The organism is Serratia sp. A07 (assembly GCF_058725505.1).
In genome coordinates this window covers 1-26,232 of sequence record NZ_JBZXDO010000034.1, presented here as the reverse complement: position 1 = coordinate 26,232, position 26,232 = coordinate 1, and the positions used below count along the sequence as shown (strand labels likewise).

26 protein-coding genes and 1 pseudogene are annotated in these 26,232 nt (G+C 57.9%); 22 read left to right on the top strand and 5 right to left on the bottom strand.

Annotated elements, in window-relative coordinates; translation table 11 throughout:
* The first annotated feature begins 4 nt into the window (after window positions 1-4).
* The 21 genes from mnmG (at window position 5) to AC4PR2_RS23110 (ending at window position 21,251) form a co-directional block, all read left to right on the top strand.
* A complete protein-coding gene (gene mnmG / locus AC4PR2_RS23210) occupies window positions 5-1,894 on the top strand; it encodes a tRNA uridine-5-carboxymethylaminomethyl(34) synthesis enzyme MnmG (protein WP_443014790.1) in 1,890 nt (629 codons plus the stop codon).
* 138 nt (window positions 1,895-2,032) lie between these two features.
* On the top strand, window positions 2,033-2,653 hold the full coding sequence (gene rsmG, locus AC4PR2_RS23205) for a 16S rRNA (guanine(527)-N(7))-methyltransferase RsmG (RefSeq protein ID WP_047729585.1): 621 nt from the start codon (window positions 2,033-2,035) through the stop codon (window positions 2,651-2,653).
* Window positions 2,654-3,292: 639 nt separating this feature from the next.
* A complete protein-coding gene (atpI, locus tag AC4PR2_RS23200; protein ID WP_025304739.1) occupies window positions 3,293-3,676 on the top strand; it encodes a F0F1 ATP synthase subunit I in 384 nt (127 codons plus the stop codon).
* A gap of 22 nt (window positions 3,677-3,698) precedes the next feature.
* Window positions 3,699-4,475 carry a F0F1 ATP synthase subunit A gene (atpB, locus tag AC4PR2_RS23195; RefSeq protein WP_025304740.1) on the top strand — a complete coding sequence of 259 codons (777 nt, stop codon included), beginning with the start codon at window positions 3,699-3,701 and terminating at the stop codon, window positions 4,473-4,475.
* Window positions 4,476-4,524: 49 nt separating this feature from the next.
* Window positions 4,525-4,764 carry a F0F1 ATP synthase subunit C gene (atpE, locus tag AC4PR2_RS23190; protein WP_004093904.1) on the top strand — a complete coding sequence of 80 codons (240 nt, stop codon included), beginning with the start codon at window positions 4,525-4,527 and terminating at the stop codon, window positions 4,762-4,764.
* A 57-nt stretch (window positions 4,765-4,821) separates the two neighbouring features.
* Window positions 4,822-5,292: a F0F1 ATP synthase subunit B gene (gene atpF, locus AC4PR2_RS23185; RefSeq protein WP_004933804.1), complete on the top strand. Its 471-nt coding sequence runs from the start codon at window positions 4,822-4,824 to the stop codon at window positions 5,290-5,292.
* 14 nt (window positions 5,293-5,306) lie between these two features.
* Window positions 5,307-5,840 (top strand): F0F1 ATP synthase subunit delta, encoded by a 534-nt coding sequence (gene atpH, locus AC4PR2_RS23180; protein WP_033649565.1) that lies wholly within the window; start codon window positions 5,307-5,309, stop codon window positions 5,838-5,840.
* 12 nt (window positions 5,841-5,852) lie between these two features.
* Window positions 5,853-7,394 carry a F0F1 ATP synthase subunit alpha gene (gene atpA, locus AC4PR2_RS23175; protein WP_004933808.1) on the top strand — a complete coding sequence of 514 codons (1,542 nt, stop codon included), beginning with the start codon at window positions 5,853-5,855 and terminating at the stop codon, window positions 7,392-7,394.
* Between the two features lie 59 nt (window positions 7,395-7,453).
* A complete protein-coding gene (gene atpG / locus AC4PR2_RS23170) occupies window positions 7,454-8,317 on the top strand; it encodes a F0F1 ATP synthase subunit gamma (protein WP_004933811.1) in 864 nt (287 codons plus the stop codon).
* A gap of 32 nt (window positions 8,318-8,349) precedes the next feature.
* Window positions 8,350-9,732 carry a F0F1 ATP synthase subunit beta gene (gene atpD, locus AC4PR2_RS23165; RefSeq protein WP_004933813.1) on the top strand — a complete coding sequence of 461 codons (1,383 nt, stop codon included), beginning with the start codon at window positions 8,350-8,352 and terminating at the stop codon, window positions 9,730-9,732.
* A 20-nt stretch (window positions 9,733-9,752) separates the two neighbouring features.
* Window positions 9,753-10,172, top strand: a complete 420-nt coding sequence (locus AC4PR2_RS23160) for a F0F1 ATP synthase subunit epsilon (RefSeq protein ID WP_004933814.1) — start codon at window positions 9,753-9,755, stop codon at window positions 10,170-10,172.
* 290 nt (window positions 10,173-10,462) lie between these two features.
* A complete protein-coding gene (gene glmU, locus AC4PR2_RS23155; RefSeq protein WP_197803889.1) occupies window positions 10,463-11,836 on the top strand; it encodes a bifunctional UDP-N-acetylglucosamine diphosphorylase/glucosamine-1-phosphate N-acetyltransferase GlmU in 1,374 nt (457 codons plus the stop codon).
* A 152-nt stretch (window positions 11,837-11,988) separates the two neighbouring features.
* Entirely contained in the window at window positions 11,989-13,818 is a 1,830-nt protein-coding gene (gene glmS, locus AC4PR2_RS23150) for a glutamine--fructose-6-phosphate transaminase (isomerizing) (protein WP_049200563.1), read from the top strand.
* A 336-nt stretch (window positions 13,819-14,154) separates the two neighbouring features.
* The gene (pstS, locus tag AC4PR2_RS23145) at window positions 14,155-15,195 is read left to right on the top strand and encodes a phosphate ABC transporter substrate-binding protein PstS (protein ID WP_038876034.1); all 1,041 of its coding nucleotides are present in this window, start codon (window positions 14,155-14,157) and stop codon (window positions 15,193-15,195) included.
* Window positions 15,196-15,286: 91 nt separating this feature from the next.
* Window positions 15,287-16,243, top strand: coding sequence for a phosphate ABC transporter permease PstC (pstC, locus tag AC4PR2_RS23140; protein ID WP_004933822.1), 957 nt, complete (start codon window positions 15,287-15,289; stop codon window positions 16,241-16,243).
* 1 nt (window position 16,244) lies between these two features.
* Window positions 16,245-17,135 carry a phosphate ABC transporter permease PstA gene (gene pstA, locus AC4PR2_RS23135; RefSeq protein ID WP_019455481.1) on the top strand — a complete coding sequence of 297 codons (891 nt, stop codon included), beginning with the start codon at window positions 16,245-16,247 and terminating at the stop codon, window positions 17,133-17,135.
* Window positions 17,136-17,189: 54 nt separating this feature from the next.
* Window positions 17,190-17,960, top strand: coding sequence for a phosphate ABC transporter ATP-binding protein PstB (gene pstB / locus AC4PR2_RS23130; RefSeq protein ID WP_016929614.1), 771 nt, complete (start codon window positions 17,190-17,192; stop codon window positions 17,958-17,960).
* An 11-nt stretch (window positions 17,961-17,971) separates the two neighbouring features.
* A complete protein-coding gene (gene phoU / locus AC4PR2_RS23125) occupies window positions 17,972-18,706 on the top strand; it encodes a phosphate signaling complex protein PhoU (protein WP_016929613.1) in 735 nt (244 codons plus the stop codon).
* A 168-nt stretch (window positions 18,707-18,874) separates the two neighbouring features.
* Window positions 18,875-19,714: an ABC transporter substrate-binding protein gene (locus tag AC4PR2_RS23120; RefSeq protein ID WP_019455482.1), complete on the top strand. Its 840-nt coding sequence runs from the start codon at window positions 18,875-18,877 to the stop codon at window positions 19,712-19,714.
* Between the two features lie 81 nt (window positions 19,715-19,795).
* Window positions 19,796-20,509, top strand: a complete 714-nt coding sequence (locus tag AC4PR2_RS23115; RefSeq protein WP_025304748.1) for an amino acid ABC transporter permease — start codon at window positions 19,796-19,798, stop codon at window positions 20,507-20,509.
* 1 nt (window position 20,510) lies between these two features.
* The gene (locus AC4PR2_RS23110; protein ID WP_049200565.1) at window positions 20,511-21,251 is read left to right on the top strand and encodes an amino acid ABC transporter permease; all 741 of its coding nucleotides are present in this window, start codon (window positions 20,511-20,513) and stop codon (window positions 21,249-21,251) included.
* Here the strand turns inward: AC4PR2_RS23110 and yieH are convergent.
* A complete protein-coding gene (gene yieH, locus AC4PR2_RS23105; RefSeq protein WP_060424370.1) occupies window positions 21,248-21,916 on the bottom strand; it encodes a 6-phosphogluconate phosphatase in 669 nt (222 codons plus the stop codon). The genes AC4PR2_RS23110 and yieH overlap by 4 nt on opposite strands.
* 46 nt (window positions 21,917-21,962) lie before the next feature.
* A complete protein-coding gene (locus AC4PR2_RS23100) occupies window positions 21,963-22,367 on the bottom strand; it encodes an NUDIX hydrolase (protein WP_060424368.1) in 405 nt (134 codons plus the stop codon).
* 236 nt (window positions 22,368-22,603) lie between these two features.
* Here AC4PR2_RS23100 and AC4PR2_RS23095 point away from each other — a divergent pair, with 236 nt between their 5' ends.
* Entirely contained in the window at window positions 22,604-23,941 is a 1,338-nt protein-coding gene (locus tag AC4PR2_RS23095; RefSeq protein WP_028128066.1) for an NCS2 family permease, read from the top strand.
* Window positions 23,942-23,976: 35 nt separating this feature from the next.
* Here AC4PR2_RS23095 and AC4PR2_RS23090 read toward each other — a convergent pair whose 3' ends face one another.
* The 3 genes and pseudogenes from AC4PR2_RS23090 to AC4PR2_RS23080 all read right to left on the bottom strand — a co-directional run.
* Window positions 23,977-25,029, bottom strand: a complete 1,053-nt coding sequence (locus tag AC4PR2_RS23090) for an alpha/beta hydrolase (protein ID WP_492175537.1) — start codon at window positions 25,027-25,029, stop codon at window positions 23,977-23,979.
* A gap of 77 nt (window positions 25,030-25,106) precedes the next feature.
* Window positions 25,107-25,394, bottom strand: a pseudogene (locus AC4PR2_RS23085) (NADPH-dependent FMN reductase); the annotation flags it as partial.
* 142 nt (window positions 25,395-25,536) lie between these two features.
* A partial coding sequence (locus tag AC4PR2_RS23080) for an IS91 family transposase (RefSeq protein WP_492175536.1) occupies window positions 25,537-26,232 on the bottom strand: 696 nt, incomplete at its 5' end.

Here is a 26,232-nt window from a genome sequence, read left to right as displayed (position 1 = left end):
TTCCATGTTTTATCCAGATCAATTTGACGTCATCATCATCGGTGGTGGCCATGCAGGGACCGAGGCCGCCATGGCCGCGGCACGCATGGGACGTCAGACTTTATTATTGACACACAATATCGATACGCTGGGACAGATGTCCTGCAACCCGGCGATTGGCGGTATTGGTAAAGGGCATCTGGTTAAGGAAATTGATGCACTCGGCGGCCTGATGGCCACGGCGATCGACCATGCCGGCATCCAGTTTAGGATACTAAACGCCAGCAAAGGCCCGGCCGTTCGCGCCACGCGCGCTCAGGCGGATCGCGTACTGTATCGCCAGGCGATCCGTACCGCGTTGGAGAACCAACCCAACCTGATGATCTTCCAACAACCCGTTGAGGATCTGATCGTCGAAAACGATCGCGTAGTGGGCGCCGTCACCCAAATGGGCCTGAAATTCCGCGCCAAGGCGGTGGTATTGACCGTCGGCACTTTCCTGGACGGTAAGATCCATATTGGCCTGGAGAATTACAGCGGCGGCCGCGCCGGGGATCCTCCTTCAATCTCGCTGTCGCAGCGCCTGCGAGAACTGCCGCTGCGCGTTAACCGCTTGAAAACCGGTACGCCGCCGCGCATCGACGCTCGCACTATCGATTTCAGCGTACTGGCGCCACAACACGGCGATACGCCGGTGCCGGTATTCTCGTTCTTGGGCGATGCTAGCCAGCACCCGGAACAAATGGCGTGCTACATCACCCATACCAATGAAAAAACCCATGACGTGATCCGCAATAACCTCGATCGCAGCCCGATGTATGCCGGGATCATCGAAGGGATCGGCCCACGTTACTGCCCGTCGATCGAAGACAAGGTCATGCGCTTTGCCGATCGCAACGCGCACCAGATCTTCCTCGAACCGGAAGGCCTGACCAGCAACGAGATTTACCCTAACGGGATCTCCACCAGCCTGCCGTTCGACGTGCAGATGCAGATCGTCCGTTCGATGGAAGGCATGCAGAACGCGCGTATTATTCGCCCTGGTTACGCCATCGAGTACGATTTCTTCGATCCGCGCGATTTGAAGCCGACGCTGGAAAGCAAATTCATTCAGGGGCTGTTCTTCGCCGGCCAGATCAACGGCACTACCGGGTATGAAGAAGCCGCTGCGCAGGGCCTGCTGGCCGGTTTGAACGCCGGGCGCTTCGCCGACGAACAGGAAGGCTGGGCGCCACGTCGCGATCAGGCTTATCTGGGCGTGCTGGTGGACGATCTCAGCACCCTCGGCACCAAAGAACCGTACCGGATGTTTACCTCACGCGCCGAGTATCGTCTGATGCTGCGCGAAGACAACGCCGATCTCCGCCTGACGGAAAAAGGCCGTGAACTGGGCCTGGTGGACGATGTGCGTTGGGCGCGTTACAGCGAGAAGCTGGAGCGAATCGAACGCGAACGTCAGCGCCTGCGCGACATCTGGATGCACCCGCACGCCGAGAACGTCGAACAGGTCAATGCGCTGCTGAAAGCGCCGTTGTCGCGTGAAGCGAACGGCGAAGAGCTGCTGCGCCGCCCTGAGATGGATTACGTGCAGTTGACCGGCACCGACGTCTTCGCGCCGCCGCTGGACGACGTACAAGCTGCCGAACAGGTCGAGATCCAGGTCAAATACGAAGGCTACATCGCTCGCCAGCAGGAAGAGATCGAAAAACAGCAGCGCAACGAGAATACCGTGCTGCCGTTGGATCTCGATTACCGTCAGGTTTCGGGGCTGTCGAACGAGGTGATCGCCAAGCTGAACGATCACAAACCGAACTCCATCGGCCAGGCTTCGCGTATCTCCGGCATTACGCCGGCGGCGATCTCGATTTTGCTGATCTGGCTGAAAAAGCAGGGACTGCTGCGCCGCAGCGCATAAATCTCGCATCCAGGCGGCCGTTTGTTCATCCCGTAGCCAAACGGCCGCTGACATCACTTGCGCCCTGAATTATCATAGTCGCCTCATTGCGCCAGCTAACCATCCGCTGGTCGTTCAGCGCCTGCCAGAGGATCCGTTGTGCAAAAAAAATTAGACTCGCTGCTTGCGGCAGCAGGCATTGAGCTGCCCGATCAGCAGAAACAGCAGCTGCTGGGCTATGTCGGCATGCTGGATAAATGGAACAAGGCTTATAACCTCACGTCGGTGCGCGATCCGCAGCAAATGCTGGTGCGCCACATCCTCGACAGCATCGTGGTCAACCCGCATCTGCAGGGCTCGCGTTTTATCGATGTCGGCACCGGCCCCGGGTTGCCGGGCATTCCGCTGGCGATCGTGCGCCCGGACGCGCATTTCACGCTGCTCGACAGCCTGGGTAAGCGTGTGCGTTTCCTGCGTCAGGTGCAGCATGAGCTGGGCCTGAACAATATCGAGCCGGTGCAGAGCCGCGTTGAGGAGTTTCCGGCCGAGCCACCGTTCGATGGCGTGATCAGCCGCGCGTTCGCTTCGCTGCAGGATATGCTGTCCTGGTGCCATCATCTGCCGGCGAAAGGGCAGGGGCGTTTTTACGCGTTGAAAGGCGTGCGCCCGGATGAAGAGCTGACGCAGCTGCCTGCAGGCGTTAGCCTGGAGTCTATCGTGCGGCTGCAGGTGCCTGAACTGGAAGGCGAACGCCATCTGGTGATTCTTAAGGCAAACTGAGTTTGCTTTTGATCAAACAAGCGTGAATTAAAGGCAGTACCAGGCAGAAAGGTAAGCAGGCTAATTAGTTGGCCGCTTTTTTTAGTTAATTTACTTCCTATTAACACAAAAAACGCGGCTAATTAGCGACAATAGAGTAATTGCATTTGGAAATAGTCACGTTAGCAATCATGTGCGAAAGATTGGCGTTTGCTGCTAATGTTAATTGGCTGTTGGAATATTGCCCCGCTGCTTGTCAATAAAAGGTTTTCATCGGGTATACGGATTGTTTTTGAACAGTTAACTGATAATGTTTTGATTTATATAATCTTTTGATCGCTCAAATTGCTAAAGACGGTTTGGTTGACCATCGGCTATAAATCAGGAAGGGACATTACTGTGATCGGCTTCGCGTTTCTAAACGCAACGCTGGAATAATCAGACAATTAAATGCGCCCTATTATTCCGACCGTTTTCTTGTGAAAATAGGCTGGAATAGGGAAATTTAAATAATTGTTCACCTTTTCGCTACTTATCGATTGAATTCGTTGGTATGCCCCGTATAATTTGCTCGTTTTTTGCTGCTTGACTCAGGACAGCAAAAACAGTTGTATACGTCACTCAGCATACCCCCTCTGGGGTACGGAGAGAACAAACGTCATGTCTGTGTCCCTTTACAGCGGGAAAGTCGCACGCAAACTGCTGTTTTTGCAGTTAATGACTTTTGTTTTGATCAGCGTTGCTTTCTGGCTGAAAAGCCCGGAATGGAGCGCTTCGGCGCTGGCAGGCGGTCTCGCCGCCTGGTTGCCGAGTGCAATGTTTATGCTGTTTGCCTTGCGCCATCAGGCGCAAACGCCGGCGCCCGGTAGGGTTGCCTGGTCGTTCGCCATCGGCGAGGGGCTAAAGGTCGTGATCACCATCGTTTTGCTGATCGTGGCGCTGGGGGTGTTCAAGGCGGAGTTTATACCGCTTGGCCTGACCTATTTAGCGGTGTTAGTGGTGCAGATAGTGGCACCGGCCGTGATTAACAGTTACCGAAATTAACTAAATAAAGGGTAGAGGCATCATGTCTGCAGAGGGATACAACAGTCCACAGGAGTATATCGGTCACCACCTGACGCAGCTTCAGGTCGGGACTGGGTTTTGGTCGATTAACCTCGACTCGATGTTTTTCTCCGTCGTCCTCGGGGTTCTGTTCCTAGTTATTTTCCGCAAAGTGGCCAAAAACGCCACCAGCGGCGTGCCGGGTAAACTGCAAACCGCCGTGGAGCTGGTGGTCGGTTTCGTCGACAGCAGCGTGCGCGACATGTACCACGGCAAGAGCAAAGTGATTGCGCCGCTGGCGCTGACCGTGTTTGTCTGGGTGTTCCTGATGAACCTGATGGACCTGATTCCGGTAGACTTCCTGCCGTTCATCGGGGCTCATCTCGGCTTGCCTGCGCTGCGCGTCGTGCCTACCGCCGACGTGAACGTCACGCTGTCGATGGCGCTGGGCGTGTTTATCCTGATTCTGTTCTATAGCATCAAAATGAAAGGCGTTGGCGGGTTCGTTAAAGAGTTGACCATGCAGCCGTTCAACCACCCTGTATTCATTCCTATCAACCTGATTCTTGAAGGTGTCAGCCTGCTGTCCAAACCTGTTTCACTGGGTCTGCGACTGTTCGGCAACATGTATGCGGGTGAGTTGATCTTCATCCTGATTGCCGGCCTGTTGCCGTGGTGGTCACAGTGGGTCCTGAGCTTGCCTTGGGCTATCTTCCACATCCTGATCATTACGCTTCAAGCCTTTATTTTCATGGTTCTGACGATCGTCTATCTGTCGATGGCGTCTGAAGAGCACTGATTTTCTTAAAACACTTGCACTTTTAAACTGAAACAAACTGGAGACTGTCATGGAAAACCTGAGTATGGATCTGCTGTACATGGCTGCCGCTGTGATGATGGGTTTAGCGGCAATCGGTGCTGCGATCGGTATCGGCATCCTGGGTGGTAAATTCTTGGAAGGCGCTGCTCGTCAGCCTGACCTGATTCCTCTGCTGCGTACACAGTTCTTTATCGTTATGGGTCTGGTCGACGCCATCCCGATGATCGCTGTAGGTCTGGGTCTGTACGTGATGTTCGCCGTCGCGTAAGTAGAGTAACCCTCTACGACGTAACCAAACTATTAACTTTTAAAGAGGCATTGTGCTGTGAATCTTAACGCAACAATCCTCGGCCAGGCCATCGCGTTCGTTCTGTTTGTCTGGTTCTGCATGAAGTACGTATGGCCGCCGATCATGGCTGCCATCGAGAAACGTCAGAAAGAAATCGCTGACGGCCTCGCTTCTGCAGAGCGTGCCAAAAAAGATCTGGACTTAGCGCAAGCCAATGCGACCGACCAGCTGAAAACTGCTAAAGCAGAAGCTCAGGTGATCATCGAGCAAGCGAACAAACGCAAAGCTCAGATCATGGATGAAGCGAAAGCCGAAGCCGAGCAGGAACGTAACAAAATCGTGGCGCAGGCTCAGGCTGAGATCGAAGCCGAACGTAAGCGCGCTCGTGAAGAGTTGCGTAAGCAAGTCGCGATGCTGGCAATTGCCGGCGCCGAGAAGATCATCGAACGTTCCGTGGATGAAGCTGCTAACAGCGACATCGTTGATAAACTGGTCGCTGAACTGTAAGGAGGGAGGGGCTGATGTCTGAATTTGTAACTGTAGCTCGCCCCTACGCCAAAGCAGCTTTTGACTTTGCCGTTGAGCACCAAAGCGTAGAGCGCTGGCAGGAAATGCTGGCGTTTGCGGCTGAAGTCACTCGCAATGAACAGATTTCTGAACTGCTGTCTGGCGCGGTCGCGCCAGAAACGCTGTCCAAGACGTTCATCGCGGTTTGTGGCGATCGGCTCGACGAACATGGCCAGAACTTTATCCGTGTAATGGCCGAAAATGGACGTTTACTGGTTCTTCCTGCCGTGCTGCAGCAGTTCATCGAACTGCGCGCCTCGCTGGAATCCACCGTCGAAGTCGAAGTGCTCTCTGCGAGCGCGCTGAGCGACGAACAGCAGGCGAAAATCGCCGCTGCGATGGAAAAACGTCTGTCACGCAAAGTTAAGCTGAATTGCAAAATTGACAAGTCTGTACTGGCCGGCATCGTTGTTCGCGCCGGCGATATGGTGATTGATGGCAGCGTTCGCGGTCGTCTTGAACGCCTGACAGACGTCTTGCAGTCTTAAGGGGACTGGAGCATGCAACTGAATTCCACCGAAATCAGCGAACTGATCAAGCAGCGCATTGCTCAGTTCAATGTAGTGAGCGAAGCTCACAATGAAGGTACTATCGTTTCCGTCAGCGACGGGATCATCCGCGTACACGGCCTGGCCGAAGTTATGCAGGGCGAAATGATCGCGCTGCCTGGCAACCGTTACGCAATCGCATTGAACCTGGAGCGCGACTCCGTAGGTGCCGTGGTTATGGGTCCGTACGCGGATCTGGCCGAAGGCATGAAGGTTAAATGCACCGGCCGTATCCTGGAAGTTCCAGTCGGTCGTGGTCTGCTGGGTCGCGTAGTTAACACCCTGGGCGCACCAATCGACGGCAAAGGCCCGATTGAGAACGACGGCTTCTCTCCGGTAGAAGCTATCGCACCAGGCGTTATCGAGCGTCAGTCCGTTGATCAGCCGGTTCAGACTGGCTACAAATCCGTTGACGCCATGATTCCAATCGGCCGTGGCCAGCGTGAGCTGGTGATCGGTGACCGTCAGACCGGTAAAACCGCGCTGGCGATCGATGCGATCATCAACCAACGCGACTCCGGCATCAAATGCGTTTACGTGGCTATCGGCCAGAAAGCGTCCACCATCGCTAACGTGGTGCGCAAACTGGAAGAGCACGGCGCACTGGCCAACACCATCGTGGTGGTGGCGACCGCTTCCGAATCCGCTGCACTGCAATACCTGGCGCCATACGCCGGTTGCGCAATGGGCGAATACTTCCGTGACCGCGGTGAAGATGCGCTGATCGTGTACGATGACCTGTCCAAACAGGCCGTTGCTTACCGCCAGATTTCCCTGCTGCTTCGTCGTCCGCCAGGTCGTGAAGCTTACCCAGGCGACGTATTCTACCTGCACTCCCGCTTGTTGGAGCGGGCAGCGCGCGTTAACGCCGAATACGTTGAAGCCTTCACCAAAGGTGAAGTTAAAGGCCAAACCGGTTCACTGACCGCTCTGCCGATCATTGAAACCCAGGCGGGTGACGTTTCCGCGTTCGTTCCGACCAACGTAATCTCGATTACCGATGGTCAGATCTTCCTGGAATCCAACCTGTTCAACTCCGGTATTCGTCCGGCAGTTAACCCGGGTATCTCCGTATCCCGTGTTGGTGGCGCCGCGCAGACCAAGATCATGAAAAAACTGTCCGGTGGTATCCGTACCGCGCTGGCGCAGTATCGTGAATTGGCTGCGTTCTCCCAGTTCGCCTCCGATCTGGACGACGCGACCCGCAAACAGCTGAGCCACGGTCAAAAAGTGACCGAGCTGCTGAAACAGAAACAGTATGCGCCGATGTCGGTTGCACAACAGTCTCTGGTGCTGTTTGCCGCAGAACGCGGTTACCTGAACGACGTCGAAGTCGCCAAAGTGGTGAGCTTCGAAGCCGCGCTGGTCGCCTATGCGGACCGCGAGCACGCCGAACTGCTGAACCACATCAACCAAACTGGCAACTTCAATGATGAGATCGAGGGCAAGTTGAAAGACATCCTCGAGACCTTCAAGAAAACCCAGTCCTGGTAACGCCGAACGGTCCTGCTGTTGAAAGACAGCAGGCCGTCTGGCACTGAGGAGAAGCAGAGATGGCCGGCGCAAAAGAGATACGTAGTAAGATCGCTAGCGTGCAAAACACGCAAAAGATCACTAAAGCGATGGAAATGGTCGCCGCCTCCAAAATGCGTAAATCGCAGGATCGCATGGCGGCCAGCCGTCCTTATGCAGAGACCATGCGCAAAGTGATTGGTCACCTTGCGTTAGGGAATCTGGAGTACAAGCACCCGTACCTGGATGAGCGTGACGTTAAGCGCGTCGGGTATCTGGTGGTGTCTACTGACCGTGGTCTCTGCGGCGGCTTGAACATCAACCTGTTCAAAAAGCTGCTGGCGGAGATGAAAGCCTGGTCCGAAAAAGGCGTCGAAACCGATTTGGCGCTGATTGGCTCTAAAGCGGCCTCTTTCTTTGGTTCCGTGGGCGGCAACGTGGTTGCCCAGGTGACCGGCATGGGGGACAAACCTTCCCTGTCGGATCTGATCGGGCCGGTGAAAGTGATGCTGCAGGCCTACGACGAAGGTCGTTTGGACAAGCTGTACATTGTCAGCAACAAATTTGTTAATACGATGTCCCAAGAGCCACAGGTGCTTCAGCTGCTGCCGTTACCGCCAGCCGATGACGAAGAGCTGAAGAAAACGCCTTGGGATTACCTGTATGAACCCGATCCAAAAGTGCTGCTTGATACCTTGCTGCGCCGCTATGTGGAGTCGCAGGTTTATCAGGGCGTCGTGGAAAACCTGGCCAGCGAGCAGGCCGCACGAATGGTCGCGATGAAAGCCGCAACCGATAACGGCGGTAGCCTGATCAAAGAGCTGCAGTTGGTATACAACAAGGCGCGTCAGGCCAGCATCACTCAGGAACTCACCGAGATCGTTTCGGGAGCCTCCGCGGTTTAAGCTAGGTTTACGAATTACGTAGAGGATTCAAGATGGCTACTGGAAAGATTATCCAGGTAATCGGCGCCGTGGTGGACGTCGAGTTCCCTCAGGATGCCGTACCAAAAGTGTACGATGCCCTTGAGGTAGAAAACGGCACCGAAAAACTGGTGTTGGAAGTTCAGCAACAGCTGGGCGGTGGCGTGGTTCGCTGTATCGCAATGGGGACTTCCGACGGTCTGCGTCGCGGTCTGAAAGTGAACAACCTGGACCACCCGATTGAAGTGCCGGTGGGTAAAGCTACCCTGGGCCGTATCATGAACGTATTGGGTCAACCGATCGACATGAAAGGCGACATCGGCGAAGAAGAGCGTTGGGCGATTCACCGCGCGGCGCCAAGCTACGAAGAGCTGTCCAGCTCCCAGGAACTGCTGGAAACCGGTATCAAGGTAATGGACCTGATTTGTCCATTCGCCAAGGGCGGTAAAGTCGGTCTGTTCGGCGGTGCGGGCGTGGGTAAAACCGTAAACATGATGGAGCTGATCCGTAACATCGCGATCGAGCACTCCGGTTATTCCGTGTTTGCGGGCGTGGGCGAGCGTACTCGTGAGGGTAACGACTTCTACCACGAAATGACCGACTCCAACGTTCTGGACAAAGTATCCCTGGTTTACGGCCAGATGAACGAGCCACCAGGTAACCGTCTGCGCGTTGCGCTGACCGGTCTGACCATGGCGGAGAAATTCCGTGACGAAGGCCGTGACGTTCTGCTGTTCGTTGACAACATCTACCGTTACACCCTGGCCGGTACCGAAGTGTCCGCACTTCTGGGCCGTATGCCATCCGCGGTAGGTTATCAGCCAACGCTGGCGGAAGAGATGGGCGTTCTGCAAGAACGTATCACCTCGACCAAGACCGGTTCCATCACTTCCGTACAGGCCGTTTACGTTCCTGCGGATGACTTGACTGACCCGTCACCAGCCACCACCTTTGCGCACTTGGACGCAACCGTGGTACTGAGCCGTAACATCGCTTCTCTGGGTATCTACCCGGCCGTTGACCCGCTGGATTCCACCAGCCGTCAGCTGGATCCGCTGGTTGTTGGCCAGGAGCACTACGACGTAGCGCGTGGCGTGCAGTCCATTCTGCAACGCTACCAGGAACTGAAAGATATCATCGCGATCCTGGGTATGGACGAGCTGTCTGAAGAAGACAAACTGGTCGTATCCCGTGCGCGTAAGATCCAACGCTTCCTGTCTCAGCCGTTCTTCGTGGCAGAAGTCTTCACCGGTTCTCCGGGCAAGTTCGTATCGCTGAAAGACACCATCCGTGGTTTCAAAGGCATTATGGACGGCGACTATGACCACCTGCCGGAGCAGGCGTTCTACATGGTTGGCACCATTGAAGAAGCAGTGGAAAAAGCCAAGAAACTGTAACGCCTTGAGAGGAGGGTGATATGGCTATGACTTACCATCTGGATGTAGTCAGCGCGGAAAAACAGATGTTTTCCGGCCTGGTGCAGAAGATCCAGGTGACAGGCAGCGAAGGTGAACTGGGGATCTTCCCTGGCCATGCGCCGCTGCTGACTGCCATCAAGCCTGGCATGGTGCGTATTGTTAAGCAGCACGGTGAAGAAGAGTTCATCTACCTGTCCGGCGGCATCCTAGAGGTGCAGCCGAGCGTGGTTACCGTGCTGGCGGACACTGCTATCCGTGGTACTGACCTCGACGAAGCGAGAGCGTTGGAAGCTAAGCGTAAAGCTGAAGAACACATTCGCAGCTCTCATGGCGATGTCGACTATGCTCAGGCATCCGCTGAACTGGCGAAAGCGATCGCAAAACTGCGCGTTATCGAGCTCACCAGAAAAGCGATGTAATGTTTGGGTGCCTGGCACCCAACTTTAAGAAAGCGGCCTATAGGGTCGCTTTTTTTTTACTTTAAAATAAGCATTTCAGCCCGGCGGACAGTGTGGTGTATAACCCCTGATATTGGGAAGGAAACGTCGCCGATCGCCGACAGTTTTTTCGTCCTGAAGCCGAATCGGCCATGATGGCGGCAGGCCAAGAGCCGTGCGGCCTGTGCCGGGTTCGTGATGAGAAATATGTAGTAATATCGTCGCTAAACGGTTTTACTTTCGTCTATCAAAATGGAGTTATCAGGTTGCTTATGTCGAACAGCGCAATGAGCGTGGTCATCCTCGCCGCGGGCAAGGGTACGCGCATGTATTCCGATCTTCCCAAAGTGTTGCATCCGTTGGCCGGCAAGCCGATGGTGCAGCACGTCATTGATGCCGCGATGAAACTGGGCGCGCAACATGTCCACCTGGTATACGGCCACGGCGGCGATCTGCTGAAGAGTACGTTGACTGACGGCGCGCTGAACTGGGTGCTGCAGGCCGAGCAATTGGGTACCGGCCATGCGATGCAGCAGGCCGCGCCGCACTTTGCCGACGATGAAGACGTGCTGATGCTGTACGGTGACGTGCCGTTGATCTCCGTGGATACGCTGCAACGCCTGCTGGCGGCCAAGCCGCAGGGCGGTATCGGGCTGCTGACGGTCAAGCTGGACGATCCGAGCGGTTACGGCCGCATCGTGCGCGAGCAGGGCAACGTGGTGGGCATCGTCGAACACAAGGATGCCAGCGAGGCGCAGCGCCAGATTAACGAGATCAATACCGGCATCCTGGTGGCGAACGGGCGCGATCTGAAGCGCTGGCTGGGGATGTTGAATAACGACAACGCACAGGGTGAGTTCTACATCACCGATATCATTGCGTTGGCCCATGCCGACGGCAAGAAAATCGAAACCGTGCACCCGTTGCGCCTGAGTGAAGTGGAAGGCGTGAACAACCGCCTGCAGCTGGCGACCCTGGAGCGCGTCTTCCAGTCGGAACAGTCTGAAAAGCTGCTGTTGGCCGGCGTGATGTTGCTGGATCCGGCGCGTTTCGATCTGCGCGGGGAACTTGTTCACGGCCGCGACATCACTATTGATGCGAATGTGATTATCGAAGGTCACGTCAAGCTGGGCGACCGGGTGAAAATCGGCGCCGGCTGCGTGCTGAAAAACTGCGTGATTGGCGATGACTGCGAGATCAGCCCTTACAGCGTGCTGGAAGACAGCGTGCTGGAGGCTGACTGCACCGTGGGGCCGTTCGCCCGCCTGCGCCCAGGCTCGGAGCTGGCGGCAGGGGCTCACGTCGGCAACTTCGTGGAAATGAAAAAGGCGCGTCTGGGTAAAGGCTCCAAGGCCGGCCACCTCAGCTATCTGGGCGATGCCGAAATCGGCGATGACGTGAATATCGGCGCCGGCACCATCACCTGCAACTACGATGGCGCCAACAAGCACAAGACGGTGATCGGCGACGGCGTATTCGTCGGTTCCGATACACAGCTGGTGGCGCCGGTGTCGGTCGGCAAAGGCTCCACCATCGCCGCCGGCACCACGGTGACGCGCGATATAGCCGAGAACGAACTGGTGCTGAGCCGCGTCAAGCAGGTGCACATTCAGGGCTGGCAACGTCCGGTGAAGAAGAAGTCATAGTGTGTTTTGCGTTGGGCTCCGTTCACGAGCCCAATACAAAACATAATAACCCCCACCATCTACAGGCTCGGGGGACGCACGGTAAAAACCGGCAAAAATCAGGTCAAGGCATCGAAAGCGCCCATGAAGGGCGTTCATTAGGAATATAACTGATGTGTGGAATTGTAGGCGCAGTAGCGCAACGTGATATCGCAGAAATCCTGTTGGAAGGTTTACGTCGTCTCGAGTACCGCGGTTATGACTCCGCCGGTCTGGCAGTGGTCGACGAAAAAGGCAACGTCAGCCGCCTGCGCCGCGTAGGCAAGGTGCAAAAACTGGCCGAAGCGGCGGAGCAGACCGATCTGCACGGCGGTACCGGCATCGCTCACACCCGTTGGGCAACGCACGGTGAACCGACCGAGGCGAACGCGCACCCGCATGTTTCCGACTACATTACCGTGGTGCATAACGGCATCATCGAAAACCACGAACCGCTGCGCGAACTGCTGATCGAACGCGGTTATCGCTTCAGCTCCGAAACCGACACCGAAGTGATTGCGCACCTGGTGCACTGGGAACAACTGCAGGGCGGTACGCTGCTGGAAGTGGTTCAGCGCGTGATCCCTCAGCTGCGCGGCGCCTACGGCACCGTGGTGATGGACAGCCGCGATCCGAGCGTATTGGTCGCGGCGCGCTCCGGCAGCCCGCTGGTTATCGGCCGCGGCGTCGGGGAAAACTTCATTGCTTCCGATCAGCTGGCGCTGCTGCCGGTCACCCGCCGCTTCATCTTCCTAGAAGAAGGCGACGTGGTGGAAGTGACGCGCCGCACCGTCAACATCTTCGACAAGCAGGGCAACGCCATCGAGCGCCCTGAAATCGAATCCCAGGTGCAGTATGACGCCGGCGACAAGGGCGCTTACCGTCACTACATGCAAAAAGAGATCTACGAACAGCCGCTGGCGCTGAAAAACACCCTGGAAGGGCGTTTCAGCCATGGCCAAATCAACCTGAGCGAGCTGGGCCCGCGCGCCGATGAGCTGTTGGCCAAGGTGCAGCACGTGCAGATCATCGCCTGTGGCACTTCTTACCACTCCGGGATGGTGGCGCGTTACTGGTTCGAAGCGCTGGCCGGCGTGCCGTGCGACGTCGAGATCGCCTCCGAGTTCCGTTACCGCAAATCGGCGGTGCGCCCGGGCAGCCTGATCATCACCCTGTCGCAGTCCGGCGAAACCGCCGACACCCTGGCGGCGCTGCGCCTGTCCAAAGAGCTGGGTTATCTCGGTTCGCTGGCCGTTTGTAACGTTGCGGGCTCTTCGCTGGTGCGCGAATCCGATCTGGCATTGATGACCAAGGCCGGCACGGAAATCGGCGTAGCCTCGACCAAAGCCTTCACCACGCAGCTCACCGTGCTGCTGATGCTGGTGGCGCGCTTGGGCCGCCTGAAAGGCATGGCGGAAAGCGTGGAGCAGGAGATCGTGCACGGCCTGCAGGCGCTGCCGGCGCGCATCGAGCAGATGCTGTCGATGGATAAAGAGATCGAAGCGCTGGCGGAAGGCTTCTCCGACAAGCACCATGCGCTGTTCCTCGGCCGCGGCGATCAGTATCCGATCGCCATGGAAGGGGCGCTGAAGCTGAAAGAGATCTCCTATATTCATGCCGAAGCTTATGCGGCGGGCGAGCTGAAACACGGCCCGCTGGCGCTGATCGACGCCGATATGCCGGTGATTGTGGTGGCGCCGAACAACGAACTGCTGGAAAAGCTGAAGTCCAACATTGAAGAAGTGCGCGCGCGCGGCGGCCAGCTGTATGTGTTCGCCGATCAGGACGCTGGCTTCGTCAGCAGCGAAGGCATGACCATCATTCCTCTGCCGCACGTCGAGGAAATCGTGGCGCCGATCTTCTACACCGTGCCGTTGCAGCTGCTGTCTTACCACGTGGCGCTGATCAAAGGCACCGACGTTGACCAGCCGCGCAACCTGGCGAAGTCTGTCACCGTAGAGTAATCTGCCGCAGGTAAACTGCAAAAGCCGGCCTTAGCGCCGGCTTTTTTCATGAGTAACGCGAAAGATGACAGCGGCGCCGATTCAGGGATAAACGTTGTCATATTCAAGCGGATAGGGCGTGGCCAAACGGTTTTTTTATTGCTTGGCTATTGCGCTGTTTTTTATTTAACAAGTTGATTTTTATATAAATCATCACCCCTTAAATGCATTGTAATATAACTGTCATATTGCGTACATTTTTCTGTCACCAAACTGTCCTATTTTCCCTCCTGCAGCAATACTTACTCTGATTAAAACGACTCGAAGTCGATTTTAAATATCCCATTAGGAGGGATTATGAAACTGATGCGTACCACCGTCGCCAGTATTGTGGCAGCGACCTTCTCCCTGACCGCCGTGTCCGCGTTCGCTGCTGCCAGCCTGACCGGTGCAGGTGCGACATTCCCCGCTCCGGTTTACGCCAAGTGGGCAGATTCTTATCAGAAAGAAACCGGCAACAAAGTTAACTATCAGGGCATCGGCTCCTCTGGCGGCGTGAAGCAAATCGTGGCCAACACCGTTGACTTTGGCGCCTCCGACGCCCCGCTGTCTGACGACAAGCTGGCGGCCGACGGCCTGTTCCAGTTCCCGACCGTGATTGGCGGCGTGGTGCTGGCCGTGAATATCCCGGGCATTAAATCCGGCGAACTGACTCTGGACGGTAAAACCCTGGGCGATATCTACCTGGGCAACGTCAAAAAATGGAACGACCCGGCTATCACCAAGCTGAACCCAGGCGTGAAACTGCCTGACCAGAACATCGCCGTGGTGCGCCGCGCCGATGGTTCCGGCACCTCGTTCGTGTTCACCAGCTATCTGTCCAAGGCCAACGCGCAGTGGAAAGAAAAGATTGGCGCCGGTTCTACCGTTAACTGGCCGACCGGTCTGGGCGGCAAAGGCAACGACGGCATCGCCGCCTTCGTTCAGCGTCTGCCAGGCTCTATCGGCTACGTAGAATACGCTTACGCCAAGCAGAACAACCTGGCTTACACCAAGCTGGTTTCCGCCGACGGCAAACCGGTCAGCCCGACTGAAGAGAGCTTCAGCAACGCGGCCAAAGGCGTGGATTGGAGCAAGACCTTCGCTCAGGATCTGACAGACCAGAAAGGCGACAACGTGTGGCCAATCACCTCCACCACCTTCATCCTGGTGCACAAAGAGCAGAAAAACCCTGCTCAGGGCGCCGAAGTGTTGAAGTTCTTCGACTGGGCTTACAAAACCGGCGGCAAACAGGCTAACGAGCTGGATTACGCCACCCTGCCGAAAGAAGTGGTTGAGCAGGTGCGCGCGGCCTGGAAAACCAACGTAAAAGACAGTTCAGGTAAAGCGCTGTACTAACAACGCAGGGGCGCGGGCTCGCCGCGCCCCACACAGTTCTTCAGGCTCCGATCCCGGTTGGGGCTGCCAGGGTTCAAACAGAGAGTAATCTATGGCTGAGTACAAGCCGACCATCAAAGCACCGGGCAAAAACGGTGACATCATTTTCAGCGCGCTGGTGAGACTGGCTGCGCTGATTACCCTATTGTTGCTGGGCGGCATTATCGTTTCGCTGATCTTCGCCTCCTGGCCAAGCATGCAGAAATTCGGCTTCGCTTTCCTGTGGACCAAAGAGTGGGACGCGCCGGCGGAGCAGTTCGGCGCGCTGGTGCCGATCTACGGTACCGTGGTCACCTCGCTTATCGCGCTGATCATCGCCGTGCCGGTGAGTTTCGGCATCGCGCTGTTCCTGACCGAACTGGCGCCGAACTGGTTGAAGCGGCCGCTGGGCATCGCCATTGAGCTGCTGGCGGCCATCCCGAGCATCGTCTACGGCATGTGGGGCCTGTTCGTGTTCGCCCCGCTGTTCGCCGAATATTTCCAGACGCCGGTGGGCGAAGTGCTGTCGGGCATTCCGATCGTCGGCGAGCTGTTCTCCGGGCCGGCCTTCGGCATCGGCATTCTGGCCGCCGGGGTGATTCTGGCGATCATGATCATTCCTTACATCGCCGCGGTCATGCGCGACGTGTTCGAACAGACGCCGGTGATGATGAAAGAGTCGGCCTACGGCATCGGCTGCACCACTTGGGAAGTCATCTGGCGCATCGTGCTGCCGTTCACCAAAAACGGCGTCATCGGCGGCGTGATGTTGGGCCTGGGCCGCGCGCTGGGGGAAACCATGGCGGTGACCTTTATCATCGGTAACACCTACCAGCTCGACAGCGCTTCGCTGTACATGCCAGGCAACAGTATCACCTCGGCGCTGGCCAACGAATTCGCCGAAGCCGAGTCCGGCGTGCACACCGCCGCGTTGATGGAGCTGGGTCTGATTCTGTTTGTTATCACCTTTATCGTGCTGGCGCTGTCGAAACTGATGATCATGCGTCTGGCCAAGAATGAGGGGCGTTAACATGGCGACGATGGATATGCAAAACGCAGTCGTTCTGGCGGAAAGCCGCCGCAAAATGCAGGCCTGGCGCCGGCAGAAAAACCGCCTCGCGCTATTCCTGTCGATGGCGACCATGGCGTTCGGGCTGTTCTGGTTGATCTGGATCCTGATCGCCACCGTCACCAAAGGCTTCGACGGTATGTCGCTGGCGCTGTTCACCGAAATGACCCCGCCGCCGAATACCGCGGGCGGCGGCTTGGCCAACGCCATCGCCGGCAGCGGCCTGTTGATCCTGTGGGCGACCATCTTCGGTACGCCGCTGGGCATCATGGCCGGCATCTACCTGGCGGAATACGGCCGTAAATCCTGGCTGGCGGAAGTGATCCGCTTTATCAACGATATCCTGCTGTCCGCACCGTCGATCGTGGTGGGCCTGTTCGTTTACACCATCGTGGTGGCGAAGATGGAACACTTCTCCGGCTGGGCCGGCATCGTGGCGCTGGCGCTGCTGCAGGTGCCGATCGTCATTCGCACCACCGAAAACATGCTGAAGCTGGTACCGGATACGCTGCGCGAGGCCGCGTATGCCCTGGGTACACCGAAATGGCGCATGATTTCTGCCATCACGCTGAAGGCGTCGGTGTCCGGCATCATCACCGGCGTGCTGCTGGCGATTGCGCGCATCGCGGGGGAAACCGCACCGCTGCTGTTCACCTCGCTGTCGAACCAGTTCTGGAGCACCGACCTGATGCAGCCGATCGCCAACCTGCCGGTGACCATCTTCAAATTCGCCATGAGCCCGTTCGCCGAATGGCAACAGCTGGCCTGGGCCGGGGTGCTGTTGATCACCCTGTGCGTACTGTTACTGAATATCCTGGCGCGCGTGATTTTCGCCAAGAAAAAGCATTCATAAAATTTTGAGCGCCGCTTTGGCGGCGCTGATGAAAAGAGAGAAGTCTTGATGAGTATGGTTACTGACGCTTCCAGCAGCAAAATTCAGGTACGCGATCTGAACTTCTACTACGGCAAATTCCATGCGCTGAAGAACATCACGCTGGATATCGCCAAGAACAAGGTCACCGCGTTTATCGGCCCGTCCGGCTGCGGCAAATCCACCCTGCTGCGCACCTTCAACAAGATGTATCAGCTGTACCCGGAACAGCGTGCGGAAGGCGGCATCCTGCTGGACGGCCAGAACATCCTCACCGACAACTCGGATATCGCGCTGCTGCGCGCCAAGGTCGGCATGGTGTTCCAGAAGCCGACGCCGTTCCCGATGTCGATTTACGACAACATCGCCTTCGGCGTTCGCCTGTTTGAAAAGCTGTCGCGCGCCGATATGGACGAGCGCGTGCAGTGGGCGCTGACCAAGGCGGCGCTGTGGAACGAAACCAAGGACAAGCTGCACCAGAGCGGCTACAGCCTCTCCGGTGGCCAGCAGCAGCGTCTGTGCATCGCCCGCGGCATCGCCATTCGTCCGGAAGTGCTGTTGCTGGATGAGCCTTGCTCGGCGCTGGATCCGATCTCCACCGGCAAGATTGAAGAGCTGATCAGCGAGCTGAAGGCCGACTACACCGTGGTGATCGTGACGCACAACATGCAGCAGGCGGCGCGTTGCTCCGACTCTACCGCATTTATGTATCTGGGCGAGCTGATCGAGTTCAGTGATACTGATAACCTGTTCACTGCGCCGCAGAAAAAGCAGACTGAAGACTACATCACTGGCCGTTATGGTTGATAGGAAGCATCATGGATAACCTGAATTTAAATAAACACATTTCCGGCCAGTTCAACGCAGAGCTTGAGCATATCCGCACCCAGGTGCTGACCATGGGCGGGCTGGTGGAGCAGCAGCTGACCGACGCCATCACCGCGATGCACAATCAGGATGGCGAGCTGGCCAAGCGCGTGATCGAAGGCGACGCCAAGGTCAACATGATGGAAGTGGCGATCGACGAAGCCTGCGTGCGCATCATCGCCAAGCGTCAGCCGACCGCCAGCGATCTGCGCCTGGTGATGGCGATCATCAAAACCATTTCCGAGCTGGAGCGCATCGGCGACGTGGCGGACAAAATTTGCCGCACCGCGCTGGAAAAGTTCTCGCACCAGCACCAGCCGCTGTTGGTCAGCCTGGAATCGCTGGGGCGCCACACCGTGCAGATGCTGCACGACGTGCTGGACGCGTTTGCGCGCATGGATCTGGACGAGGCGATCCGTATCTACCGTGAAGATAAAAAGGTCGACCAGGAGTATGAAGGCATCGTGCGTCAGCTGATGACCTACATGATGGAAGACTCACGCACCATTCCCAGTGTGTTGACCGCGCTGTTCTGCGCCCGTTCCATCGAGCGCATCGGCGACCGCTGCCAGAACATCTGCGAATTTATCTTCTATTTCGTCAAAGGGCAGGACTTCCGTCATTTGGGTGGTGATGCCCTGGAAAAGCTACTCTCTCCGGGCGGTAAAGACGAAAAGGCCGACTAACCCTTTCCGGGTAATATCCTTCAAAGGCGCGGTTTCCCGCGCCTTTATTCCATCTTAAGCGCGTAAAGATAAAAAGGTTATAAATATAGCTTTTTATATTATTTCCTGACCTATGTGGCGCTTGCTAGCTTATCCGCCAGCAGGACATCAACCACTTAGGAGCTTTCTATGAAACATCGCGCTTTGGCCTTAACGTTGTTAGCCAGTCTGACCGGCCTCGCCGCCGGCGCCGCGCACGCGGACAAACTTGACGATATCAAGCAAGCCGGCGTGGTGCGTATCGCGGTGTTCGACAGCAACCCGCCGTTCGGCTACATCGATCCGCAGAGCAAGAAGCTGGTGGGCTACGATGTGGACGTCGCCGATGCGATCGGTAAAGCGCTGGGCGTGAAAGTGGAGCTGCGCGCCACCAACCCGGCCAACCGCATTCCGTTGCTGGTGTCGAAGAAGGTTGACCTGATCGCCGCCAACTTCACCATTACCGACGAGCGCGCCAAGGAAGTGAACTTCAGCGTGCCATATTTCGCTACCGGCCAGAAATTCATCGCCCGCAAAGGCGTGCTGAAAACCCCGGAAGACATCAAGAAGCTGCGCATTGGCGCGGACAAGGGCACGGTGCAGGAAATCACCCTGCGCGAACGTTTCCCGACGGCGAAGGTGATCTCTTACGATGACACCCCGCTGGCGTTTGTGGCGCTGCGCAACGGCAACGTGCAGGCGATCACTCAGGACGACGCCAAGCTGGTCGGCCTGCTCGGCAACCTGCCGGCGGCGCAGAAGGCGGAGTTTGAAATTTCACCGTTCAGCCTGACCAAAGAGTACCAGGGCGTCGGCATTCCCAAGGGCGAAGATCGCCTGACCGCCGCGGTGAACGAGACGTTGATCAAGCTGGAAAAAGACGGCGAAGCGGTTAAGATTTACGATCGCTGGTTCGGGCCGGAAACCCAATCCGCCCAACCGCGCGGTGATTTCAAAATCGCGCCTTTGGATCAGCAACCGAAAGCCTGATTTAACCGCTCGCGCTGAGATCGGCACGGAGGGGCGCAGCTTGCTGCGCCCCTGATGCATTCTGCAAGACAAGGATTGAACATGAACCTGGACTGGCTGCTGGCGCCGCAATACCTGAGCTGGCTGTGGCACGGCTTTCTGCTGACGCTGTGGCTTTCCGCCTGCGCGGGCCTGGCGGCCACGCTGCTGGGCTTTGTGCTGGCGGCGATGCGGGACAGCAGCCTGCGGCCGTTGCGCTGGCTGGCGATGGGGTACAGCTCGCTGTTTCGCAATACGCCGCTGCTGGTGCAGCTGTTCTTCTGGTACTTCGCCGCCGGGCAGATCCTGCCGTCCGCCGCCATGCAGTGGCTGAACAGCTCGCATCAGGTCGGCCCGCTTGAGTGGCCGTCGTTCGAGTTTCTCGCCGGTTTCTTCGGCCTGACGCTCTACTCCACCGCCTTTATCGCCGAAGAGATCCGTTCCGGTATTCGCGGCGTCGCCGGCGGGCAGAAATATGCCGCCCAGGCGCTGGGGCTGACCGGCTGGCAGGCGATGCGCTACGTGGTGCTGCCGCAGGCGCTGAAAATCGCGCTGCCGCCGCTGCTCGGGCAATACATGAACGTGATCAAGAACTCGTCGCTGACCATGGCGATCGGCGTTGCCGAACTCTCTTACGCCTCGCGTCAGGTCGAAACCGAAACGTTGCGCACCTTCCAGGCGTTCGGCGTGGCGACGGTGCTGTATATCGCCATCATCGCGCTGCTGGAAGGCTGGGGCATGTGGCGCCAACAGCGTAAACCGCTGGGAGGGCATTGAGATGGATTTCAGCGTAATTCACGATAACCTGGGCTACCTGCTGTGGGGCACCTGGCCGGACGGGCCGCTGGGCGGCGCGGCGCTGACGTTGGCGATCAGCCTGATGGCCGGCGTGGCTTCGGCGGTGCTCGGCACGTTATTCGGCGTGGCGCTGGCGATGTCACGCGGCGTCGCTGCCGGATTGCTGGCGGCGGTGCTGGGCTTTTTCCGCGCCATTCCGGTCATCATGCTGATCTTCTGGACCTATTTCCTGCTGCCGATGGTGTTTGGCGTCGAGATCCCGGAAATCACTACCGTGGTGTGCGCGCTGGCGCTGATCGCTTCGGCCTATTTGGCCCATGCGGTGAAGGCCGGCATCGCCGCGATCGGCCCCGGCCAGTGGCAGGCCGGGCTTTCTCTGGGGCTGACCCGTTGGCAGACGCTGCGCATGATCGTGCTGCCGCAGGCGCTGCGCATGATGGTGCCGTCGTTCATTAACCAGTGGATCTCCCTGATCAAAGACACCTCGCTGGCTTATATCGTCGGCGTTGGTGAACTGACCTTCCTGGCGACCCAGGTCAACAACCGCAGCATGGTTTACCCGATGGAAGTGTTCCTGTTCGTGGCGCTGGTCTATTTCGTGTTCTGCCTGGCGCTCGATCTGCTGGCCAACGCGGTTAACCGCCGCTTCGGCGCGCAAACCCGCGCGCTGAAACGGTCCTGGCGCTGGTGGCGCAACAAGCCGCCGTTGCCGGCCAGTTAATCGGCCGTGAGCCGCCAGCCGCGTTCGCGCCACAGCGCGGGCAGCTGGGCCAGGTCGTCGAACGTCGTCACCAGCGGGTGGTCGATCGGCGGGTTATGCGGATCGGCGCAGAAGTAAAAGACCGGGATGCCGGCGTTGATGCCGGCCTGGGCGCCGGCGGGCGAGTCGTCCACCAGGATGCAGCGCGCCACCGGCACCTGCATCCGTTCGGCGGCGTGAAACACGATCGCCGGATCCGGCTTCCAGCGCTGAATGTCATAGCCGCTGAACAACCGGTCATCAAAATAAGGCAGCATGCCGGTCAGGCCGAGCGAGTGCTGCATCTTGCTGACCGGCCCGTTGGAGACGGTGCAGACAGGCACCGTCACCTGCGCCAGCAGCTCGCGGGCGCCGGCAATCTGCTGTAATTCGCTGTCGAACAGCCGCGCCACCTCCTGCCGATACAGCGGTTCCAGCGCCTCTTTTGCCAGGTTAGTGCCCTGCTCGGCGTTGACCCGATCGATGATCTCGTACAGCTTCACCCCTTTGTATTTCTTGAACACCTCTTCCAGCGACAGGTGAATGCCGTAGCGGGCGAACATGTGCACATAGGCTTTGCTGCACAGCACTTCGCTGTCCACCAGCGTGCCGTCGCAGTCGAACAAAATGCAGTCAATCTGATTCATGCGGGACAGGTTCCTTCGGGTTAACGCCGCTGAGGCCGCTCAGCGATCACTTGATCAGGTTACGCGCCTTAAGATCGTGCAAAATCAGCGCGGCGACGTGTGAGCAGTGCGGTAAATCGCGGCTGTCGCACCACCTGAGTTCGGCGATTTCGGCGGCCGGCTGCAGCTGCCCGGTAAAGTCGGCCTGATAGCAGCGAATGCGCACCTGGGTGCCGTCCTGCTTGCCGTCCGCCGGGCCGGTGAACTCGCCGTAAAACGCGATGGAGCTCGGCAGCAGCGCAACGGTCAGCTCTTCGTCGATTTCGCGGCACAGCGCCTGTTCGTCGGTTTCACCCGCTTCGCGTTTTCCGCCTGGGACATAAAACAGCGTCTTATTGTGTGAACGCACCAGCGCCACTTTGTCATCTTTCAGCGTAATTAACGCGAGCTTATCGATAAAGGTCGAAGACATGCGGATTCCTGTTTTTTTTAGCGGGTAGGGTAAGAGATGCGATAGGCCATTTTATCGGCCGTGCCGGCAAACGGCAACGCAGCGGGCGGGAACGGGGGATGAAAGCCTGTAAATACAAGCCGTTGACGCGTTTAGCCGTAAAGACGGCGAAAAAAACCTGTGACCGGCGTCAAAAGCCCCACTTTTTGTTATAGGATAGCCGGCGACTGTCCATTCCCATTTTCGGAATTCTGATAATGACCAAACCAGTATCTGGCCTTGACGCTGAGCAAGGCTTGCTTGGGCGCGTGTTTAAACTCAAGCAACATGGCACGACGGCGCGTACGGAAACGATTGCCGGTATCACCACCTTCCTCACCATGGTGTATATCGTGTTCGTTAACCCTCAAATTTTGGGCGCGGCGGGCATGGATACCCAGGCGGTATTTGTCACTACCTGTTTGATCGCCGCCTTCGGCAGCATCTTTATGGGCCTGCTGGCGAACCTGCCGGTGGCGCTGGCGCCGGCGATGGGCCTGAACGCCTTCTTCGCCTTCGTGGTGGTCGGGGCGATGGGCATCTCCTGGCAGGTGGGCATGGGCGCCATCTTCTGGGGAGCGGTCGGCCTGCTGCTGCTGACCATTTTCCGCATCCGCTACTGGATGATCGCCAACATTCCGGTCAGCCTGCGGGTCGGCATCACCAGTGGCATCGGTCTGTTCATCGGCATGATGGGGCTGAAAAACGCCGGCATCGTGGTGGCCAACCCGGACACGCTGGTGACCATCGGCAGCCTGACCTCGCACAACGTGCTGCTGGGCGCGCTCGGCTTCTTCATCATCGCCGTGCTCTCTTCGCGTAACTTCCACGCGGCGGTGCTGGTGTCGATCGTGGTCACCACCCTTATCGGCTGGATGCTGGGCGACGTGAAATACGGCGGCCTGTTCTCCCTGCCGCCGAGCATCACCTCGGTGGTGGGCCAGGTCGACGTGGCCGGTGCGCTGAACATCGGGCTGGCCGGGGTTATTTTCTCGTTTATGCTGGTGAACCTGTTCGACTCTTCGGGCACCCTGATCGGCGTTACCGATAAAGCCGGCCTGACCGATAGCCAGGGCAAGTTCCCGCGCATGAAGCAGGCGCTGTACGTCGACAGCATCAGCTCGGTGGCCGGTTCGCTGGCGGGCACCTCTTCCGTGACCGCTTACATCGAAAGCTCTTCCGGCGTCGCCGTCGGCGGCCGCACCGGTTTGACGGCGGTGGTCACCGGCCTGCTGTTCCTGCTGGTGATCTTCCTGTCGCCGCTGGCGGGCATGGTGCCGGCTTACGCCGCCGCCGGCGCGCTGATCTACGTCGGCGTGCTGATGACCTCCAGCCTGGCGCGGGTGAAGTGGGACGATCTGACCGAAGCGGTACCGGCGTTTGTTACCGCGGTGATGATGCCGTTCAGCTTCTCGATCACCGAAGGTATCGCGCTCGGCTTTATCTCCTACTGCGTGATGAAGCTCGGCACCGGCCGCTGGCGTGAAATCAGCCCGTGTGTGGTGGTGGTGGCGCTGCTGTTCGTGCTGAAGATCGTCTTCGTCGACGGCCATTGACCGCCAAAGGGCCGGCGCCTGCCGGCCCTGAACCCCTAGACGCCCGGCGTCGCATCCGGCGCCCGATCCAACACCCACTGCAACGGCCGCCTGAAGCGCGCCTGCCAACTGCCGGCGGCATCCTCTCCTTGGGCGAAGTGCAGCGTCTGCACCTGATTATCCTCCCCGAACAGATTGGCGAAGTGCAATGCCAGCGCCTGCTCGCTGAAGTTCTGCCGATCGTAATACGCCATCACGATTTTCTTTTGCGCCGCCAGCGACTGCTGGGCCGGCTTGATCTCCCCGTTGGGGGCGATCAGGAGTGCACCGGCGTAAAACTGCGGGTACTTCGCGATCAGGTTGGCGGCGTGCAGTGCGCCCTGGCCGCGGGCGCTGAGGTAAATCCGTTGGGTATTCAGCTTTAGCTGGGGAGCCAGCTGTTGCAGCGTACGCTGAATGGCGGTGTGGGTGCTCTCGTCGCTGTAATTCGACCAGCGGAAGCTGTTTTCCGACAGCATCTGCGTGCCGTTGATCTCGATGTACGCCACGCCCATTTCGCCGAACAGCAGCCGTTCTTCGGGGCTGATGGCGGCGGCTTTGCCGTAGGTATGCAGGAAGATCACCGTTGGCCAGCCTTCGGGCGGCGCTTCGCCGTCCGGCATCGCGTAGCTGGCCTTGCCTTCATAGTGACGGGCGTGCTGCAGATAGCGCGCTTTGGTGGCGGCCAAGATCGATTGGTAGGTGGCGGAGTGCTGGATGCTGTTGAAGGCGTCGTCCTCCAGCAGGTTGTAGTAGTACCACAGGCCGCGGTCGGCGCTCAGCTGCAGGTAGCGCTCCGCCAGCTCGGTTTGGCCTTTCTCCGCCGACGATACCGCCAGCTGGTAGGGCGCCCAGACGTTGCGGCCGTCTTCGCGCATCAGCGTCAGGTACAGCAACATGGCGCCCAGCTTTTTGTCTTCCTGGTTTTGCGCGGATCGCGACAGCTGGGCGTTGAGCGCGCTGTGTGCCGGCAGCTCCAGCGGCTCTTCACCGGCGGGATAACGCATGTCTGCGGCGAAAGCGGGACTGGTGATGGAAACAAAAAATAACGCTAAAATGAAAAAATACATGATGCTATGGCTTTAATTTTCAATGAATTGACGGACTTCATGTCCTGTTGCGGTGCCCCGCGGGCACCGCGAGACGGTCACTCCACGCGGCGAATAAAATCGCTGAACGCGGACAGCTGGCCGGTCAGGAAATCCAGCGTTCCCTGATCGCTCAGTTCACCGGCCTGTTCATCGACCTTGCTCTGGATCACGCCGCCCATAAACTCAGGCTTGTTCATTACCATCGCATCGAGGAACACCAGGATCTGGCGCAGATGGTATTGGCAGCGCGCGCCGCCGATCGGCCCCATCGAGCTGGTTTGAATGGCGACCGGCTTGCCGGCCAGCGGCTGATTCGGCAAGCGAGACAGCCAGTCGATGGCGTTCATGGTTAGGAAACTCAATCGCCCCTTTTTGAGTTTCCTAACCATGAATCGGGGCGAGAAAGAGTCGCATGTGGTGGGGGATTTAGTGCGGTAATACGAAAAAATGCCAGTTTTGCCGTGTTTTTAAGCTAAAACCCATTTTTCAGGCGCACTTATCCAAAGGCGGTGCCTGAAGCCATCGTTTTTTTGCCATCCGATACAGCCTGTCAGAGAGCATTTTTGTGGCATGCTCGCCCGCCATGGCGCCGGCAAAACGCAACCGGCCTTTGCAAAGAATGCACTGATACGGATCGGTGCCCAGGAACGCTCTCATCAGCACAGCGAACCCTGGCTTCTGCGGTTTTTCGCGTGGCGTCATCTCCAATGCTGCGTAGACTTTCGGCAGCAACGAGCCACGTTTGCGGTTGGCCAGGAAGCCGTAGTAGCGCACCATTTTAAAGTGTCGTGCCGGGATATGGCTGACGTAACGCCACAGCATCTCCTCCTGGCTCAGCTTCTGCCGTTTATGCTGCTGCGTGTTGTGGTCGTAGTACTGGTGCACCACCGAGCCGCCGCGGTAATGACGGAGCTGCGACGCCGCCACCGGCGGGCGTTTTAGATACCGGCCCAGGTATTTTACGCTGCGCCAAGCACCGCGGGTCTTTTTGGCGAAGTGGACCTTCCAGTGGCGCTGATATTGCGCCTGCAGGTAGCGCTTCCACTGTTTCTCATCGCGGATATGGCCGTGACCCGGCAGGGATGCAGGGTTAACGCGATCGTAGCTGGCACGCAGCAGACGGATAACGGCACCGCGCCAGATGGCTTCAACCTGCTGTTTTTTGAAGAACAGATCGCGCCA